General features: G+C 57.9%; 18 protein-coding genes and 2 tRNA genes. 6 read left to right on the top strand and 14 right to left on the bottom strand.

Going from position 1 to position 18,599, the window contains the following annotated elements:
• Positions 1-8: 8 nt before the first annotated feature.
• From nusA to rlmE, 9 genes are all read right to left on the bottom strand, one after another.
• Positions 9-1,514 carry a transcription termination factor NusA gene (gene nusA / locus ASF13_RS00460; protein ID WP_056231211.1) on the bottom strand — a complete coding sequence of 502 codons (1,506 nt, stop codon included), beginning with the start codon at positions 1,512-1,514 and terminating at the stop codon, positions 9-11.
• Between the two features lie 24 nt (positions 1,515-1,538).
• On the bottom strand, positions 1,539-1,991 hold the full coding sequence (rimP, locus tag ASF13_RS00455) for a ribosome maturation factor RimP (RefSeq protein WP_056232293.1): 453 nt from the start codon (positions 1,989-1,991) through the stop codon (positions 1,539-1,541).
• Between the two features lie 213 nt (positions 1,992-2,204).
• Positions 2,205-2,281, bottom strand: a tRNA-Met gene (locus ASF13_RS00450).
• Between the two features lie 48 nt (positions 2,282-2,329).
• Positions 2,330-2,416: transfer RNA gene (locus ASF13_RS00445), tRNA-Leu, on the bottom strand.
• A 61-nt stretch (positions 2,417-2,477) separates the two neighbouring features.
• Entirely contained in the window at positions 2,478-2,807 is a 330-nt protein-coding gene (secG, locus tag ASF13_RS00440; protein ID WP_056231208.1) for a preprotein translocase subunit SecG, read from the bottom strand.
• Between the two features lie 197 nt (positions 2,808-3,004).
• Positions 3,005-4,339, bottom strand: coding sequence for a phosphoglucosamine mutase (gene glmM / locus ASF13_RS00435; RefSeq protein WP_056231206.1), 1,335 nt, complete (start codon positions 4,337-4,339; stop codon positions 3,005-3,007).
• A gap of 18 nt (positions 4,340-4,357) precedes the next feature.
• The gene (gene folP, locus ASF13_RS00430; protein WP_056231203.1) at positions 4,358-5,188 is read right to left on the bottom strand and encodes a dihydropteroate synthase; all 831 of its coding nucleotides are present in this window, start codon (positions 5,186-5,188) and stop codon (positions 4,358-4,360) included.
• Positions 5,189-5,303: 115 nt separating this feature from the next.
• Positions 5,304-7,205, bottom strand: coding sequence for an ATP-dependent zinc metalloprotease FtsH (gene ftsH / locus ASF13_RS00425; protein ID WP_056231201.1), 1,902 nt, complete (start codon positions 7,203-7,205; stop codon positions 5,304-5,306).
• Between the two features lie 102 nt (positions 7,206-7,307).
• On the bottom strand, positions 7,308-7,937 hold the full coding sequence (gene rlmE, locus ASF13_RS00420; protein ID WP_056231198.1) for a 23S rRNA (uridine(2552)-2'-O)-methyltransferase RlmE: 630 nt from the start codon (positions 7,935-7,937) through the stop codon (positions 7,308-7,310).
• Positions 7,938-8,065: 128 nt separating this feature from the next.
• Between rlmE and yhbY the strand changes: the two genes are divergently transcribed.
• The gene (gene yhbY / locus ASF13_RS00415) at positions 8,066-8,359 is read left to right on the top strand and encodes a ribosome assembly RNA-binding protein YhbY (protein ID WP_056231195.1); all 294 of its coding nucleotides are present in this window, start codon (positions 8,066-8,068) and stop codon (positions 8,357-8,359) included.
• Between the two features lie 146 nt (positions 8,360-8,505).
• Here yhbY and greA read toward each other — a convergent pair whose 3' ends face one another.
• Positions 8,506-8,988: a transcription elongation factor GreA gene (gene greA / locus ASF13_RS00410; protein WP_056231193.1), complete on the bottom strand. Its 483-nt coding sequence runs from the start codon at positions 8,986-8,988 to the stop codon at positions 8,506-8,508.
• Between the two features lie 249 nt (positions 8,989-9,237).
• Between greA and dacB the strand changes: the two genes are divergently transcribed.
• From dacB to dhbA, 5 genes are all read left to right on the top strand, one after another.
• The gene (gene dacB / locus ASF13_RS00405; RefSeq protein WP_056231190.1) at positions 9,238-10,671 is read left to right on the top strand and encodes a serine-type D-Ala-D-Ala carboxypeptidase; all 1,434 of its coding nucleotides are present in this window, start codon (positions 9,238-9,240) and stop codon (positions 10,669-10,671) included.
• Positions 10,672-10,975: 304 nt separating this feature from the next.
• A complete protein-coding gene (locus tag ASF13_RS00400) occupies positions 10,976-12,151 on the top strand; it encodes an isochorismate synthase (protein WP_056231187.1) in 1,176 nt (391 codons plus the stop codon).
• Positions 12,152-12,159: 8 nt separating this feature from the next.
• On the top strand, positions 12,160-13,773 hold the full coding sequence (locus ASF13_RS00395) for a (2,3-dihydroxybenzoyl)adenylate synthase (RefSeq protein WP_056231183.1): 1,614 nt from the start codon (positions 12,160-12,162) through the stop codon (positions 13,771-13,773).
• A 16-nt stretch (positions 13,774-13,789) separates the two neighbouring features.
• Entirely contained in the window at positions 13,790-14,644 is an 855-nt protein-coding gene (locus ASF13_RS00390; protein WP_056231180.1) for an isochorismatase family protein, read from the top strand.
• A complete protein-coding gene (gene dhbA / locus ASF13_RS00385) occupies positions 14,644-15,402 on the top strand; it encodes a 2,3-dihydro-2,3-dihydroxybenzoate dehydrogenase (protein ID WP_056231176.1) in 759 nt (252 codons plus the stop codon). The genes ASF13_RS00390 and dhbA overlap by 1 nt, the downstream gene beginning before the upstream one ends.
• A 175-nt stretch (positions 15,403-15,577) precedes the next feature.
• Here the strand turns inward: dhbA and cgtA are convergent, their stop codons facing one another.
• The 4 genes from cgtA to rplU all read right to left on the bottom strand — a co-directional run bounded on the left by cgtA (position 15,578) and on the right by rplU (position 18,433).
• A complete protein-coding gene (gene cgtA / locus ASF13_RS00380) occupies positions 15,578-16,756 on the bottom strand; it encodes an Obg family GTPase CgtA (protein ID WP_056231173.1) in 1,179 nt (392 codons plus the stop codon).
• Between the two features lie 16 nt (positions 16,757-16,772).
• Positions 16,773-17,738: a DMT family transporter gene (locus ASF13_RS00375; protein WP_056232291.1), complete on the bottom strand. Its 966-nt coding sequence runs from the start codon at positions 17,736-17,738 to the stop codon at positions 16,773-16,775.
• 110 nt (positions 17,739-17,848) lie between these two features.
• Entirely contained in the window at positions 17,849-18,106 is a 258-nt protein-coding gene (rpmA, locus tag ASF13_RS00370) for a 50S ribosomal protein L27 (protein WP_017349604.1), read from the bottom strand.
• A gap of 15 nt (positions 18,107-18,121) precedes the next feature.
• A complete protein-coding gene (rplU, locus tag ASF13_RS00365; RefSeq protein WP_056231170.1) occupies positions 18,122-18,433 on the bottom strand; it encodes a 50S ribosomal protein L21 in 312 nt (103 codons plus the stop codon).
• Positions 18,434-18,599: the final 166 nt, after the last annotated feature.

Below are 18,599 nucleotides of genomic sequence, written 5' to 3'. Positions count from 1 at the left end.
CTCGTTTATTACGCGTTGTCGCCGAACCAGCAGATATTACGTGCAGCCATAATCAGCGCACCCGCCCGTTCATCGTTCAGGCCATCAATATCTGTCAGGTCGTCAACACCCTGCTCGGCAAGATCTTCCAGCGTGCAAACGCCTTTAGCGGCCAGTCTGAAGGCCAGCTCACGATCCAAACCTTCCAGCGCCAGTAAATCTTCTGCCGGCTGGTTATCGCCGAGGCTCTCTTCTTTAGCCAGAGCCAAAGTGGTCAACGCGTTTTTAGCCCGGTCGCGCAGCGCTTCAACGGTGTCTTCATCCAGACCGTCGATCTCCAGCAGCTCGTTGATTGGCACGTAGGCCAGCTCTTCCAGCGAGGAGAAGCCTTCTTCTACCAGTACGGTAGCAAAGTCTTCATCGATATCGAGGTGTTTGGTAAAGACGTCGATGGCAGCATGAGCCTCGGCCTGGTGTTTGGCCTGCAGGTCGTCGACCGTCATCACGTTCAGCTCCCAGCCACTCAGCTGTGAAGCCAGACGCACGTTTTGGCCATTACGGCCAATCGCCTGAGCCAGGTTTCCGGCTTCAACGGCGATATCCATGGTGTGATTATCTTCATCCACCACGATAGAGGCGACATCCGCCGGGGCCATGGCGTTGATCACGAACTGCGCCGGATTATCATCCCACAGTACGATGTCAATGCGCTCGCCACCCAGCTCGCTGGATACCGCCTGAACACGCGCACCACGCATACCCACGCAGGCGCCGACCGGATCGATACGCTTGTCGTTGGTTTTTACGGCGATCTTGGCACGGGAGCCAGGGTCGCGCGCGGCGGCTTTAATTTCAATCACTTCTTCGCCGATTTCCGGCACTTCAATGCGGAACAGCTCAATCAGCATTTCCGGCTTGGAACGGCTGACGAACAGCTGCGCACCGCGTGCTTCAGGACGCACGTCATACAGCACGCCGCGGATACGGTCACCCGGACGGAAGTTTTCGCGCGGCAGCATGTCTTCACGAATGATCACCGCTTCCGCACTGGTGTTAGAGCCGTCTAACGGGCGCACTTCCAGTGAAATGTTGTCGCGGTTAACTTTCTTCACCACGCCGGTGATGATCTCACCCTGCTGATCGTGGAACTGATCGATCACCATCGCACGTTCCGCTTCGCGGACTTTCTGCACGATAACCTGTTTTGCAGTCTGGGTGGTGATACGGTCGAAGGTGACAGATTCAATCTGGTCTTCAACGAAGTCGCCCGGGTTGAACGCTTCGTCTTCGTAACGTGCCGCTTCCAGCGTGATCTCACGGGTCGGCTGAGTAACTTCTTCTACGACTAACCAACGGCGGAAGGTATCGAAGTCGCCACTTTTGCGATCGATGGTGACGCGAACGTCAATTTCCTGCTCGTATTTTTTCTTGGTGGCTGTAGACAGCGCGCTCTCCAGCGCTTCGAAAATCTTCTCGCGTGGGAGGGACTTCTCATTGGAGACCGCTTCTACAACAGCTAAGATTTCTTTGTTCATCCTGGTATGCCTCAATCCGGACTTTTAAAAGTGGGGAACCAGGTTCGCCTTCTGGATATTACTCAGCGCGAACACTTCGTCACGACCCTCAACGGTCACCGTGATCATCTCCCCATCGACAGATTTAATGATTCCCTGCCATTTGCGACGGTTCTGTACCGCCATACGCAGCACCAGGCTCACTTCTTCGCCCGTAAAACGGTCATAATGTTCAGCGGTAAACATCGGGCGGTCAAGGCCAGGTGAAGAGACTTCAAGGTTATATGGCACGGTAATCGGGTCTTCGACGTCGAATACCGCACTCACCTGATGGCTCACATCAGCGCAATCATCAACATTGATGCCGTCTTCACTATCAATATAGATGCGCAGGGTGGATGTGCGGGCGCGGACAAACTCAATACCGACCAGTTCGTAGCCAAGCGCTTCTACCGGTGCTGAAATTAGCTCTGTTAATTTTTGCTCTAATGTGGACAAGGCCACCCCCAAGACATAAAAAAAGGGCTTAATAGCCCAGTGATGCTGATTCGTAATAACAAAAAACCCCGAAAATTCGGGGCTTTAAGTGACTGGACCCTGTGTATCACCAGCGGTGATACGGCACGATCCAAAAGAATTTTTTTCAAAATCGCTGTAAACAACGTTGTTTGCCTGCATACAGAATATTTGAAAAAGAACTCTAAGGGAAAGTGGTTGCGGGGGCCGGATTTGAACCGACGACCTTCGGGTTATGAGCCCGACGAGCTACCAGGCTGCTCCACCCCGCGTCCGAATACTACGCAAAACTTGCATATATAGCAAGCAAAACTGAGATTTGGTACCGAGGACGGGACTTGAACCCGTAAGCCCATGCGGGCACTACCACCTCAAGGTAGCGTGTCTACCAATTCCACCACCACGGCACTAAAGTTGCGATTTTTTTGTTTCTATCGCGTCGAAATTTTACTGAGAACTGCGTACTGCTTACTGCGGGATGTCACTGCCCGTTGCCGGTTTAGCAGGCTGAGTCTGTTGAGACTGAGCTGGTGCTGTCAGATTTTCCCACTCGCTTCCTTTCTGCGTTTTGTTGCTGTTCAGGTTACCCAGGATGAGGCTGATAATGAAGAACAGGGTCGCCAGAACTGCGGTCATACGGGTCATAAAGTTGCCTGAACCGTTAGAACCAAACAGTGTGCCGGAAGCGCCTGCACCGAATGATGCTCCCATATCAGCGCCTTTACCTTGCTGCAACATGATCAGACCCACCAGGCCGATTGCCACAATAAGGAAAACTACTAAAAGAGCTTCGTACATAATCAACCTTGTTCCTTGCGCGTTAAACGCACATCAAAAGCTTCAAACCAGTCAGAGTGATAGCCTGTTCGCTACCCATCAGAAGCGGGTGTGAATACTAACCAAAGGTGCCCTTGCGCGCAAGGGCAATTTTACACACGTGAACTGATTGCAGAAAAAAACGGCAAAACAGGCATTTCCGCCGAAAAAACGCGCGGTTATACCGCCTTCACCGCATCCGCAATGCGATGCGCCAGCGCGTTAACCTGCGCTTCGTCTTCGCCTTCCACCATCACCCGAATCAGCGGCTCGGTACCAGACTTGCGCAGCAGCACGCGGCCCCGCCCTTTCAGCTCGGCTTCCACCTCAGCGGTCACCGCTTTCACCTGCGCATCTTCCAGCGGGTCATGCTCGCCGCTGAAGCGCACGTTGACCAGGATCTGTGGCAGCAGCTTCATGCCGCTGCACAGGTCGTGCAGGCTCATATGGTTACGCACCATCGCCGTCAGCACCTGCAGGCCGGCCACAATGCCGTCACCGGTGGTGGTTTTATCCAGCAGGATCACGTGGCCGGAGTTCTCGGCACCCAGCCGCCAGCCTTTTTCCTGCAGCTTCTCCAGCACGTAGCGGTCGCCAACCTTAGCGCGGGCAAACGGAATACCCAGCTGCTTCAGCGCCAGCTCAAGGCCCATATTACTCATCAGCGTGCCGACCACGCCGCCGCGCAGCTGGCCCTGGCGCAGCGCCTCACGGGCGATCAGGTAGAGGATCTGGTCGCCGTCAACCTTGTGGCCGAGATGGTCGACCATCATGATGCGGTCACCGTCGCCGTCATAGGCCAGCCCGACGTCGGCTTTCTCAGCCAGGACGCGCTCCTGCAACAGGCGCAGGTCGGTGGCTCCACACTCTTTGTTGATGTTCATACCGTCCGGCTGGACGCCGATGGCGATCACCGTGGCACCCAACTCGCGCAGCACGTTCGGCGCGATGTGATAGGTGGCGCCGTTGGCGCAGTCGACGACGATTTTCATGCCGTTCAGGCTCAGCTCACTTGGGAAGGTGCCTTTGCAAAACTCAATGTAGCGCCCGGCAGCGTCAACGATACGGCTGGCGCGGCCCAGCTGAGCCGACTCCACGCAGGTGATCGGTTTTTCCATCTCCGCCTCAATCGCCGCTTCGACGTCGTCCGGCAGCTTGGTGCCTTCGGTGGAGAAAAACTTAATGCCGTTGTCGTCAAACGGGTTGTGCGACGCGGAGATGACGATGCCCGCCTCGGCGCGGAAGGTGCGGGTCAGGTAGGCGACCGCCGGGGTCGGCATCGGGCCGGTGAAGGCTGCTGACAGGCCGGCTGCGGCCAGCCCCGCTTCCAGCGCCGACTCCAGCATATAGCCGGAGATGCGCGTGTCTTTACCGATGATCACTTTCTTCGAGCCGTGGCTGGCCAGCACCTTACCGGCCGCCCAGCCCAGCTTCAGCACGAAATCAGGCGTAATCGGGGTTTCGCCCACTTTGCCGCGAATGCCATCGGTACCAAAATATTTACGGTTGCTCATAGTCCCTTCATCTTTTCGTTAGCGTGCTGACTGGGTGGCCTCGACGACGCGCATCGCCTCGACGGTTTCTTTAACATCGTGAACGCGCAGGATCTGTGCCCCCTGCATGGCGGCGATTACCGCACAGGCCAGGCTGCCGGTCAGGCGTTGCGACGGGCCAACGTTAAGCAGCTGGCCAATCATGCTTTTGCGCGACATCCCGACCAGCAGCGGCAGGCCAAAGTGGTGATAGTCGGCCAGATGGGCCAGCAGCTGATAATTGTGCTGGAGATTTTTACCGAAACCGAAACCCGGGTCGAGCAGCAACTGCGTTTTTTTGATCCCGGCTGCTTCACAGCGGGCAATGTGCCGGACAAAAAAGTCGTCGACGTCGCGCAATACGTCCTGATAGTGCGGAGACTGCTGCATGGTGGTCGGCTCGCCCTGCATATGCATCAGGCATACCGGCAGGCCGCTTTCCGCCGCCGCCTGCAGCGCGCCAGGCTCCTGCAACGAGCGGATGTCGTTTATCAGGTGCGCGCCGGCGCGCGCCGCTTCGCGGATCACCTCGGCTTTGGAGGTATCCACCGAGACCCACACCTCAAAGCGCTGGGCAATCGCCTCGACCACCGGGATCACCCGATCCAGCTCTTCCTGCACGCTGACCTCCGCCGCCCCCGGCCGGGTGGATTCGCCGCCGACATCAATCAGCGTCGCGCCGGCGTTGATCATCTCATTAGCGTGGGTCAGGGCCTGAATCAGTTCGTTATGTTTGCCGCCGTCGGAGAAGGAATCAGGGGTGACGTTCAGGATCCCCATCACATGCGGATGTGAAAGGTCGAGCACAGCATCTCTGGCGTACAGCTTCATAACAAAGGGTCTCCGAAAAGGGCATAAAAAAACCCCGGACGTGGCCGGGGTTGTGGATTATAGCAGGTCACAGACGGCAATCCTGACGGAATATGTCATTTCCGCCAGGCTGCTGTTACATGATTTTGTCTGAACCTGGGGTCTGCGGATCGTCAGCCGGGCGCGGGGCCTGGTTGCTGTCTGCAGCCGCTTTGGTCGCTTCATCCCAGCCGGCCGGCGGGCGCACTTCGCGGCGCGCCATCAGGTCGCTGATTTGCGGTGCGTCGATGGTTTCATACTTCATCAGCGCATCTTTCATCGAGTGCAGGATATCCATGTTCTCATGCAGAATGCGGCGGGCACGCTCATAGTTGGTATCAATCAGTTTTTTCACTTCCTGATCGATGATGCGCGCCGTTTCATCGGACATATGCTTGGCTTTCGCCACGGAACGGCCGAGGAACACTTCACCCTCTTCTTCTGCATACAGCAACGGACCCAGCTTCTCAGAGAAGCCCCACTGCGTCACCATGTTACGCGCTACGCTGGTGGCCATCTTGATATCAGAAGACGCACCGGTAGAGACATAGTCAACGCCGTAGATAATCTCTTCGGCCAGACGCCCACCGTAGGCCACGGAGATGCGGCTTTCCAGCTTCTGACGGTTAGCGCTGATCTCATCACCAACCGGTAAGAAGAACGCCACACCCAGCGCACGGCCGCGCGGGATAATCGTCACTTTGTGCACCGGATCGTAGCCCGGCACCAGCGTACCGACGATAGCGTGACCCGCTTCGTGATAAGCCGTGGACTCTTTCTGCGCTTCGGTCATCACCATGGAGCGACGTTCAGCACCCATCATGATTTTGTCTTTGGCTTTTTCAAACTCGACCATCGACACCACGCGCTTGTTGCCGCGGGCAGCGAACAGCGCCGCTTCGTTGACCAGGTTAGCCAGATCGGCACCGGAGAAACCAGGGGTACCACGGGCAATCACTGACGGGTTCATATCGGTCGCCAGCGGTACGCGGCGCATATGCACTTTCAGGATCTGCTCACGGCCACGCACGTCTGGCAGGCCAACCACCACCTGACGGTCAAAACGGCCCGGACGCAGCAGCGCAGGATCGAGTACGTCAGGACGGTTAGTTGCCGCAATCACGATGATGCCTTCATTGCCTTCGAAGCCATCCATCTCAACCAGCATCTGGTTCAGGGTCTGCTCACGTTCGTCGTGACCACCGCCTAAACCGGCACCACGCTGACGGCCCACCGCATCGATTTCATCGATGAAGATGATGCACGGCGCGGCTTTCTTCGCCTGTTCAAACATGTCGCGGACGCGGGAAGCACCCACACCGACAAACATTTCAACAAAGTCAGAACCGGAGATGGTAAAGAACGGCACTTTGGCTTCACCGGCAATCGCTTTTGCCAGCAAGGTTTTACCGGTACCCGGAGGACCGACCATCAGCACGCCTTTTGGAATCTTACCGCCCAGCTTCTGGAAGCGGCTTGGCTCACGCAGGTATTCCACCAGCTCGCCCACTTCCTCTTTTGCTTCGTCACAACCGGCCACGTCAGCAAAAGTGGTTTTAATCTGGTCTTCCGTCAGCATACGGGCCTTGCTCTTGCCGAAGGACATCGCGCCCTTACCGCCGCCGCCCTGCATCTGACGCATAAAGAAGATCCATACGCCGATTAACAACAGCATCGGGAACCAGGAGATGAAGATAGTGGCCAGCAGGCTCGGCTCTTCCGGTGGTTCACCCACAACTTTCACATTTTTGGTCAACAGGTTATCGAGTAACTTGGGATCGTTGACCGGAATGTAAGTGGTGTATCGGTTACTGTCTTTTTTGGTTACGTTAATCTCACGCCCGTTAATACGTGCCTCGCGGACCTGATCCTGGTTCACTTCCGACAGGAAGGTTGAGTAATCAACCTTTCGGCCACTCGACTCGCTGGGCCCAAAGCTCTGGAATACAGACATCAGCACGACTGCGATGACTAACCAGAGAATCAGGTTTTTCGCCATGTCACTCAAGGGATTAACCTCTTATTACAACTGTGTTAACAGACAGCGTAGGGGACTAAAGTTCCTGCACAGCTGGCATCGATATGACCCCAGTTATGGTAGTTACAGTTTGCGCCCTGTCGCTACAATGTACACTTCACGCGAACGAGAACGCGAAGCGTCCGGTTTACGAATTTTTACTTTCGTAAACAGGGAGCGAATTTGCTTAAGGTATTCTTCAAAACCATCTCCCTGAAACACCTTCACTAAAAAACTACCGCCGGGTGCCAGAACATCACGGCACATCTCCAGAGCCAGCTCACATAAATACATCGATCGAGGGATATCCACAGCCGGCGTACCGGTCATGTTCGGGGCCATGTCGGACATGACTACCTGAACCTGGGTTTCACCCACCCGATCCAACAGCGTTTTCAGCACCTGCTCATCGCGAAAATCGCCCTGCAGGAAGTCAACACCAACGATAGGGTCCATCGGCAGAATATCGCAGGCGATGACCCGACCTTTGGCGCCGATCTGGGTCACCACGTACTGTGACCAGCCGCCAGGGGCAGCACCAAGGTCAACCACGGTCATCCCAGGTCTGAACAGCTTATCGCCCTGCTGTATTTCATCGAGTTTAAACCAGGCGCGCGAACGCAGCCCTTTTTTCTGTGCCTGAAGCACGTATTTATCGCTAAAGTGTTCCTGCAGCCAGCGGCTGGAACTGGCCGAACGCTTTTTACCAGTCATACAATTTCCAACTATGATTCATTGTTCGCGATAAATAAACCGCGCAAATCGACGCTACCGATTTGGTGATACACCGGATATGGCGGTAGAATGACCCGTTTTCAATCCCAATGTAAGTAAAAAATACGATGAATCTGAGTACCAAACAAAAACAGCACCTGAAAGGTCTGGCCCATCCCCTGAAGCCCGTTGTCATGCTGGGCAACAATGGTTTGACCGAAGGCGTGTTGGCCGAAATCGAACATGCACTTGAACACCATGAACTGATCAAGGTGAAGATCGCCACGGAAGACCGTGAGACCAAAGCCCTGGTCGTTGATGCGATCGTGCGTGAAACCCGTGCAGTTAACGTGCAGGTGATCGGCAAGACGCTGGTGCTGTACCGTCCAACGAAGGAACGCAAAATCACCATTCCTCGCTGAGGACCAGAGGCAGCTCATCGCTGCCTCACGCAACTCAGCGTTCAGGTCTGGAGAAAGTGCCACGCTCCTGAGTCTGATTAAAGGCCGCGGTGCGGCCTTTTTCTTATCTTTACAAAACCCACACCTTCAATGAAGGTAGCAGAAAATCAGAGGTACTCGACCTTGAGGATCTCGAATTCTTTGTCGCCGCCGGGGGTTTTGATCACCGCCACGTCATCAACCACCTTGCCGATCAGTCCGCGCGCCATTGGCGAGTTTACCGAGATCAGATTCTGCTTAAAGTCCGCTTCATCATCACCCACGATGCGGTAGGTAGACTCTTCATCCGTATCCACGTTGAAGACGGTAACGGTAGCACCGAAGATTACCCGACCGTTGGCGTTGCTGGCCATTTTGGTGACGTCGATCACCTGTGAGTTGGAGAGCTTGGCTTCAATCTCCTGGATACGGCCTTCACAAAAGCCCTGCTCTTCGCGGGCAGCGTGGTATTCCGCGTTCTCTTTCAGGTCGCCGTGCTCGCGTGCTTCCGCAATCGAGGCAATAATGCGCGGTCGCTTAACCGTTTTCAGCTCGTCCAGCTCTTCGCGCAGTTTTTCCGCGCCCTTTAACGTCATCGGAATCTGATTCATCTCAATACCTCGTAAAATCTGTCCTGTGCAAATGTCGTCGTCCTGACGGATGGTATGCAGAAATGGCGTTCTGCGGCGCTTGCTACTGTTTTAAAAACGAAAAGAAACCCGGCCCGGGGTCGCCCCAGGGCAGGATTGATTTTGCAATTTGATACGTATTTTACCCCAGAGTTCCCTGGGGGTCATCGTTTACTTTCCACCACGATGCACCGTAGTATGACACCATCATCCGTCTGTTACCGCGAGATTATGCGATTTCCACGAATTGTTACCAGCCTGGCCTGCGCAATGGCGCTGCAGGCGCAGGCGGCCCCCGTCGAAGATTACACCCAGTATTTACCTGACGGCGCGAATCTGGCGCTGATGGTACAGAAGATCGGTGCCTCTGCCCCCTCCGTTGAGTATCACAGCCAGCAGATGGCGCTGCCGGCCAGTACCATGAAGGTGATTACCGCCCTGGCCGCGATGCTACAGCTGGGGCCGGATTACCGTTTCCATACCCAGCTGGAGAGCAAAGGCAGCGTCAGCGGCAACACGCTGAACGGCGACCTGGTGGCGCGATTTGGCGGCGATCCGACGCTAACGCGCCAGGATCTGCGCAATATGGTGGCCAGCCTGAGAAAACAGGGCGTGGAACATATTGCCGGCAACCTGGTCATCGATACCTCGGTGTTTGCCAGCCATGATAAGGCCCCCGGCTGGCCATGGAATGACATGACCCAGTGCTTCAGCGCCCCGCCGGGTGCGGCGATCGTTGACCGTAACTGTTTCTCCGTCTCGCTCTACAGCGCGCCTAAAGCCGGTGACAAAGCCTTTATCCGCGTAGCGTCCTGGTACCCGGTGACCATGTTCAGCGAAGTGCGCACGCTGGCGAAGGGGTCACCGGACGCCCAGTACTGCGAGCTGGACGTGGTGCCGGGCGAGCTGAGCCGCTTTACGCTGACCGGCTGCCTGACCCAGCGTGCGGAACCGCTACCGCTGGCCTTTGCCATCCAGGACGGGGCCAGCTACGCCGGGGCAATCCTGAAAGCCGAGCTGAAAAGCGCGGGAATAGACTACAGCGGCAGCCTGCTGCGCCAGACGCAGGCGACACCACCGGCCACGGTGCTGGCGGAGACTCAGTCCGCGCCGCTCAGCGCGCTGCTGAAGATCATGCTGAAAAAGTCAGACAACATGATCGCCGATACCGTATTCCGCACCATCGGCCATGAACGTTTCGGCGTGCCGGGCACCTGGCGGGCGGGATCGGACGCGGTGCGCCAGATCCTGCGGCAGAAGGCCGGGATCGATATGGGCAACAGTATCCAGGTGGATGGCTCGGGGCTGTCGCGCCACGATCTGATCTCACCGGCGACCATGATGCAGGTGCTGCAGTACATCGCGCAGAACGATCAGCAGCTGAATATCATCGCCATGCTGCCGCTGGCCGGCTATGACGGCACCCTGCGCTACCGCGGTGGCCTGCATGAGGCGGGCGTCGATGGCAAGGTGTCGGCCAAAACCGGCTCGCTGCAGGGCGTCTACAACCTGGCCGGCTTTATGACCACCGCCAACGGCCAGCGGGTAGCCTTTGTGCAGTTCCTGTCCGGCTATGCGGTGCCACCGGAGGATCAGCGCCAGCGTCGTATCCCGCTGGTGCGTTTCGAAAGCCGTCTGTACAAGGACGTTTACCGTAACAACTAATCCTGCATCCACGCCGGTTACTGCCCTCTCATGAGGCGGTAACCGGCGGTCCGATTCCCCCAACAAGCTTAAGCCAATACATCAACTCCCCTTACGCATCAACTTTCGGATTATTTTACCTTCCCTGCAATAAGCCCCTATAAATCATAATAAAGTTGCTTAAACCCCTTTCAACCAAAATGATTTGGAGCAGATTAAATTAATTTAGCTTCATTGACATGCTCTGATGTTCAACGTAATTTACTCGACCTGAAAGCAAATGATAATAGTTCTTACTTCGTTTATCATTTATTAAGGATGCAGAATGGAATCGTTAACCTCAGAAAGTACGCTTCGTTTCGCCACAGAAGCGGCCGCCAGCGGCTTCTTCTTTACCTCCCCCTGGAAGAGTCTGGCAACCCAGGGCTGTTTCACCACCCTCGACGCCCCGGCTGCCGGGGGAGACGCGCTCGACGGTGAGTTCCAGCAGACCGTGTCACACCAGTTCCTGCAGGCAAAACGCCAGGGAATCGCCAGGCCGGTGCTGGTCGGCGCCATTCCCTTCGATACCCGCCAGCCCTCTGCGCTGTTTATTCCTGAATCCGTACAGTTCTTCGACCGCCAGGCGTTCCAGCAACGGCTGCCAGCGGCGCAGGCGGCGTTGCCGGAAGTCACCCGTCGTACCGCGCTACCTGAGCAGGCCGTGTTTATGCAGATGGTCAGCGAGGCCGTTGCGGCGACCAGCTCGCCGCGGCTGGACAAAGTGGTGCTGTCACGGTTGATGGAGATCGCCACCCGTGAGCCGATTAACGTTGGCCAGCTGATGTCCAGGGTGCTGCGCCAGAACCCGGCCAGCTACAACTTCCACGTGCCGCTGGCAGAAGGCGGCTCGCTGCTGGGGGCCAGCCCGGAGCTGCTGCTGCGAAAAGAGGGCAACCGCTACTTTACCCATCCGCTGGCCGGTTCGGCGCGGCGTGAGAGCTGCCCCGAGAAGGATCGCCAGGCCGGGCAGTCGCTGATGAACTCCCGTAAAGATCGCTATGAGCATCAGCTGGTCACAGACGCCATGCGTAACGTGCTGCACCCGCGCAGCGCCTACCTTGGGCTACCGGCGACGCCGCAGCTGCTGACCACGCCCACGCTGTGGCACCTCGGCACGCCGATTGAGGGGGAACCGAGCGATGCGGCCGATACCGCGCTGTCGCTGGCCTGCCTGCTGCACCCGACCCCGGCGCTGAGCGGCTTCCCGCACGATAAAGCGCGGGATCTGATCGCCGAGCTGGAGCCGTTCAACCGCGGCCTGTTCGGCGGCATCGTCGGCTGGTGTGATGACCAGGGCAACGGCGAGTGGGTGGTGACCATCCGCTGCGGCAAGGTCAACGGCAACCGCGTGCGGTTGTTCGCCGGCGCAGGCATCGTGCCGGCCTCCAGCCCGGAATCCGAATGGCGCGAAACCGGCGTCAAACTTAATACCATGCTGCAGGCGTTTGGCCTCAATTAAGGATAACGATGACCATTGCATACTCACGCTGGCCGGACGCGCTGGCGGCGCGCTACCGCGCGAAGGGCTACTGGCTGGATCTGCCGTTGAGCGAGATCCTGAACCGCCGCGCCGACAGCACGGCCGTTGCGGTGATCGACGGCGAACGCCAGCTCAGCTACCGCGATCTGGCGCAGCGATCGGACCGGCTGGCGGCGGCGCTGCAGCGGCGAGGCCTGAAAACCGGCGATACCGCGCTGGTGCAGCTGGGCAATATTGCCGAATTCTACGTGGTGCTGTTCGCGCTGTATAAGCTGGGCGTCGCCCCGGTTAACGCGCTGTTCAGCCATCAGCGTACCGAGCTGACCTCCTACGCCACGCTGCTGCAGCCTGCCCTGCTGATTGCCGATCGTCAGCACGCGCTGTTCCGTGATGATGTTTTTATGCAGCAGCTGCGGCAGTCGCTGCCGTCGCTGCGGGTGGTGGCGCTGCATAATGAGAACCACGCCGCGCTGTCGCTGGCCGGCATGCTGGATGAAGATGCCGCTGACTTTGTGGCCACGCCGTCGGCGGGGGATGAAGTTGCGTTCTTCCAGCTCTCCGGCGGCAGTACCGGCACGCCAAAGCTGATCCCGCGTACCCACAATGATTATGACTACAGCGTGCGCGGCAGCGTGCAGATTTGCCGCTTTACCGATAATACCCGCTACCTGTGTGCCCTGCCCTCCGCCCACAACTACGCGATGAGCTCACCCGGCTCGCTCGGCGTATTCCACGCCGGTGGCTGCGTGGTGCTGGCCAGCGATCCCAGCCCGGGCGCCTGTTTTGGCCTGATCGAGAAACATCAGGTCAACGTCGCCGCGCTGGTGCCGCCCGCGGTCAGCCTGTGGCTGCAGGCGATTGCCGAGTCTGGCAGCAACCGCGCGCTGGCCTCACTGACGCTGTTGCAGGTCGGCGGTGCCAGACTCAGTGAGTCGCTGGCCTCGCGTATTCAGAGCGAGATCGGCTGTCAGCTGCAGCAGGTGTTTGGCATGGCGGAAGGGCTGGTTAACTACACCCGGCTGGATGACAGTGAGCAGCATATTCTGACCACCCAAGGCCGGCCGATTTCACCGGACGATGAGGTGTGGGTGGCCGATGAGCAGGGTAACCCGCTGCCGGCCGGCACCACCGGCCGCCTGATGACCCGCGGCCCCTACACCTTCCGCGGCTACTACAACAGCCCGGAGCACAATGCCGCCAGCTTTGATGCCGATGGCTTTTACTGCTCCGGCGACCTGATTTCGATTGCCGAAGATGGCTATATCACCGTGCAGGGGCGTGAAAAGGATCAGATCAACCGCGGCGGTGAGAAGATCGCCGCCGAGGAGATCGAAAACCTGCTGCTGCGCCATCCGGAGGTGATCCATGCCGCGCTGGTGTCGGTAGAGGACGCGCTGATGGGCGAGAAGAGCTGCGCGATTATTGTGGCGAAAAGCGCGCTGAAGCCGGTGGTACTGCGCCGCTATCTGCGTGAGTTGGGCATCGCCGAATTCAAGCTGCCGGACCGCTTCGAGTTTACCGACTCGCTGCCGCTGACCCCCGTCGGCAAAGTGGATAAGAAACTGCTGCGCCAGCAGCTGGCTGCTCAGCAGGGCAATTAATTTTTCAGGAGAAAGCATGGCTATTCCAAAACTCGAGTCCTATGCGCTGCCAACCGCAGCTGAACTGCCGACCAACAAGGTCAGCTGGCCGTTTGAACCCGCGCGCGCCGCGCTGTTGATCCACGACATGCAGGAGTACTTCCTCAACTTCTGGGGTGACAACAGCCCGCTGGTTGAGCAGGTGGTGGCGAATATCGCCGCGCTGCGCCAGTACTGCAAGGCGCAGGGCATTCCGGTGTTTTATACCGCCCAGCCGAACCAGCAGAGCGCAGAAGATCGCGCCCTGCTGAACGACATGTGGGGGCCGGGCCTCAATAAGCACCCCGATCAGCAGCGGGTGGTCAGCGCGCTGGCGCCGGACGAGCAGGACCAGGTGCTGGTGAAGTGGCGTTACAGCGCTTTCCACCGTTCGCCGCTGGAGTCGATCCTTAACGAAACCGGCCGCGATCAGCTGATTATCTGTGGCGTCTACGCCCATATCGGCTGTCTGACCACCGCCACCGACGCCTTTATGCGTAACATCAAGCCGTTTATGGTCGCCGATGCGCTGGCCGACTTCAGCCGCGACGAGCATCTGATGGCGCTGACCTACACCGCCGGCCGCAGCGGCAAAGTAGTGATGACCGATGAGCTGCTGCCGGTACCGCGCTCGAAAGCGCAGCTGCGCGCCGTGGTGCTGCCGCTGCTGGATGACGATGCAGGGGATCTGGAAGATGATGAGAACCTGGTGGATTACGGCCTCGATTCGGTACGCATTATGTCGCTGGCCGCCCGCTGGCGTCAGGTGCACAGCGATATCGATTTCGTTGCGCTGGCGAAAGACCCGAGCATTGACGGCTGGTGGCAGCTGCTGTCGAGGGAGCCGGCATAATGTCCTGCCAGTTTGATTTTAGCGATAAACAGGTGTGGGTCACCGGAGCAGGCCAGGGGATTGGCTACCATACGGCGCTGGCGTTTGTGGCGGCGGGCGCCTCGGTGGTCGGTTTTGACCGTCAGTTTTCACAGAGCGACTATCCGTTCCAGCGGGTCATCGTCGACATAGCCGATGCCGGGCAGGTGAAAAACGTCTGTGAGAGGCTGCTGGCCGATATCCCCCGTCTTGACGTGCTGGTCAACGCGGCAGGCATCCTGCGCACCGGCAGCACCGAGACGCTGGCGGTGGAAGACTGGCAGGCCTGTATGGCGGTTAACGCCGGCGGCGCGTTTAACCTGTTCCAGCAGACGCTGCCGCTGTTTCGCCAGCAGCGCGGCGGAGCGATTGTCACCGTGGCCTCCAACGCTGCGCATGCGCCACGTATCGGCATGTCGGCCTATGGTGCCTCCAAAGCCGCGCTGCGCAGCCTGTGCATGACGGTGGCGCTGGAGATGGCACCGTTCGGCGTGCGCTGCAATATCGTTTCGCCGGGCTCGACGGATACCGCCATGCAGCGCAGCCTGTGGCACCGCCCGGAAGATGAACAGCAGATGATCGCCGGCTACCCGGACCAGTACAAGCTGGGGATCCCGCTGGGTAAAATCGCGCAGCCTGAGGAGATCGCCAGCGCGATCCTGTTCCTCGCCTCGGATAACGCCAGCCATATCGTGATGCAGGATATCGTGGTGGACGGCGGCGCGACGCTGGGGGCCTGATACAGGCTGCATCACCATCGCGCCATCCGTTCAGCACCGGGCCGGTGCGCTGGATCTGTAATGCGCAACAGGCCGGAAGGCTTCGGCCCTGAAGCGGAGTGCAGGATGCTGAATCTGAGCCTGCGGCAAAAAAAACGGGACGCTTATCGCGTCCCGTTTTTGATTTCAGCCTGAATTAACGCTGATAGATGATCTCGACGCCTTCGTCGTCTTCTTCATCCCAGTCGTCATCCCAGTCATCATCTTCTTCCACCACCGGCTGCGCGGCTTCCAGCTGCTCACGGTGATAGTCGTCCCACATGAATTCGACTTTCTCCGGCTGCGCGGTTTTCAGCTCTTCTTCTTTCGGGTTGGCGTTGATAAACGACATCACGTCCCAGCACAGCGCGGTGACGCCTTCGCGGTTCGCCGCCGAAATCAGATAGTATTTCTCGGTCCAGCCCAGCGCGTCGGCAATCGCTTTGGCACGGGATTCCGCCTCTTCCTTATCAAGCAGGTCAACCTTGTTGAACACCAGCCAGCGTGGCTTCTGGAACAGCTTGCCGCTGTATTTTTCCAGTTCGCCGAGGATGATTTTCGCATTCTCCACCGGATCGCTCTCGTCGATCGGCGCGAGGTCGATGGTGTGCAGCAGCACGCGGCAGCGTTCCAGGTGCTTAAGGAAACGGATCCCCAGGCCAGCACCTTCGGAAGCGCCCTCGATCAGGCCAGGAATATCCGCCACCACAAAGCTCTGCTCGTGGTCCATACGCACCACGCCAAGGCTTGGCACCAGAGTGGTGAACGGGTAATCGGCCACTTTTGGCTTGGCGGCGGAGACCGCGCGGATAAAGGTCGACTTACCGGCGTTCGGCAGGCCGAGCATGCCGACGTCGGCCAGCAGCATCAGCTCCAGCTGCAGATCACGCGCTTCACCCGGCGTGCCCATGGTCTTCTGACGCGGCGCACGGTTTACGGAGGACTTGAAGCGGCTGTTACCGAGGCCGTGCCAGCCGCCTTTAGCGACCATCAGCTTCTGGGTGTGGTGGGTCATATCGCCCAGCGTTTCACCGGTGCCCTGATCGATAATACGCGTACCGACCGGCACCTTAATGATGATGTCCTGGCCACGCTTGCCGGTACAGTCACGGCTCTGGCCGTTCTGGCCGCGTTCTGCGCGGAAAGACTTCTCAAAACGGTAGTCGATCAGGGTGTTAAGGTTCTCATCGGCCAGCATATACACGTCGCCGCCGTCGCCGCCGTCGCCGCCGTCAGGGCCGCCGCGCGGGATATATTTCTCACGACGGAAGCTGACGCAGCCATTGCCGCCGTCGCCCGCCACTGCCAGGATCGTCGCTTCATCTACAAACTTCATTTTACTTCTCCGTCACTCATTCGCCCGGCCGCGATGCAGGTGGCACCGGAACGGGATTGCTCCGCCGTGGCCATAAGCGATGACCAATTGCGGAAAACATGGCGCCTGACACCACGACGATTGCCCCGATAAACCCGAGGGTATTCAGCACCGGTACAGCAAAAAAGTCGGGCCAGCCAAGCGATAACAATTCTGAAAACAGCAGGGTAAACAGCGGCGTCAGCGTAACGATCGCGCTGACCTGCGACGCCTGCGTGCGGGAAAAAGCTTCCGCCAGCGCACCGTAACCTACCAGGGTATTCAGCGCACAAAATAGCAGGCAACAGAGCTGCCAGCCGTTCAGCTGCCAGAGCAGCGTGACGCGTGCCATAGGCAACAGCGCCACCGCACATAAAGTGTACAGCAAAAACAGGATCTGCTGCGAGGCCAGCCGACGCAAAAGTATTTTTTGCGTGACGCCGTAAACGACCCACACCAGCGCGGCGCTTACCCCGAGGATCACGCCCCAGGTGTAAGTCGTCAGGCGGGTGAAAATCTCAACCAGGCTGGTGTTAAAAAACATCAGCATGCCGCACAACAACAGGGCAGCACCGATCAGCTGACTGCCGCGCATTTTCTCTTTGAGGATCAGCACGCTGGCGGCCATCATGCACGGCGGTGCCAGCTGGGCAATCACCTGCGACGCCGTCGGGCTGAGATACTGCAGCGACGAGCCAAACAACACAAAGTTGCCCAGCAGCCCGCCGGTGGCGATCAGTACGTAAACCAGCCAGCGCGGGTGACGAAAGAAATCTGCCGGGGGCAGCTGCCGTTTCAGCGCCAGGATGATGCCCAGCCCTGCCGCTGCCAGAGAAAAGCGGAAGAAGACGATGGTGAACGGATCCATCACCGTCAGCACCTGCTTCATTGCGATGGGTAACGATCCCCAGCACATGGCCGTCACCAGCGCTAAGGCAATGCCCATGCCGGCCTGCTGTTTAATGCCTGACATCTGCCGGGTCCCTCGCAGAATGTAAAAAGCCCCGCAGTCTAATGCGGGGCTTCTCTTTTCGTCGCTAAGGGGGTTATGCACCACCCTGCGGCACGAAAACCTTACTCAGCAACGATGCTGATGTACTTACGGTTGTTCGGGCCTTTCACTTCGAATTTGACCTTGCCGTCTGCAGTTGCAAACAGGGTGTGGTCACGACCGCAGCCAACGTTGGTGCCGGCATGGAACTTAGTTCCACGCTGACGAACGATGATGCTACCAGCCAGTACTGATTCGCCGCCGAAACGTTTTACGCCCAGACGTTTTGCATTGGAGTCACGACCGTTACGGGTCGAACCACCAGCTTTCTTGTGTGCCATTTGTCAGATCTCCTCTTAAGCGCTGATGCCAGTGATCTTCACGTCAGTAAACCACTGACGGTGACCCTGCTGCTTACGGTAATGCTTACGACGACGGAACTTAACAATCTTGATCTTGTCGCCACGACCGTGAGCTACGATTTCTGCCTTGATCACGCCACCTGAAACTAAAGGTGCGCCGATCTTAACGTCTTCGCCATTGGCAATCATCAGAACCTGGTCGAACTCAACAGTTTCACCGGTTGCGATGTCCAGCTTTTCCAGGCGAACGGTCTGACCTTCGCTTACTCGGTGTTGTTTACCACCACTTTGGAAAACCGCGTACATATAAACTCCGCTCTCGCACTGACCTTTTTTTGATTATCAGGTAGCGCTATAAATATTCACAATAGGGCGCGAATTCTACGCAACTTCCCGGCTAAAGACAAGTGTCTGTTACGCTGTATTGCAGAAAAAAAAGGCAATACGAATGGGGGCGTTTCACCGCCGCGTT

The organism is Erwinia sp. Leaf53, assembly GCF_001422605.1.
Lineage (GTDB): Bacteria > Pseudomonadota > Gammaproteobacteria > Enterobacterales > Enterobacteriaceae > Erwinia.
This window is presented reverse-complemented; position numbering and strand designations above follow the sequence as displayed.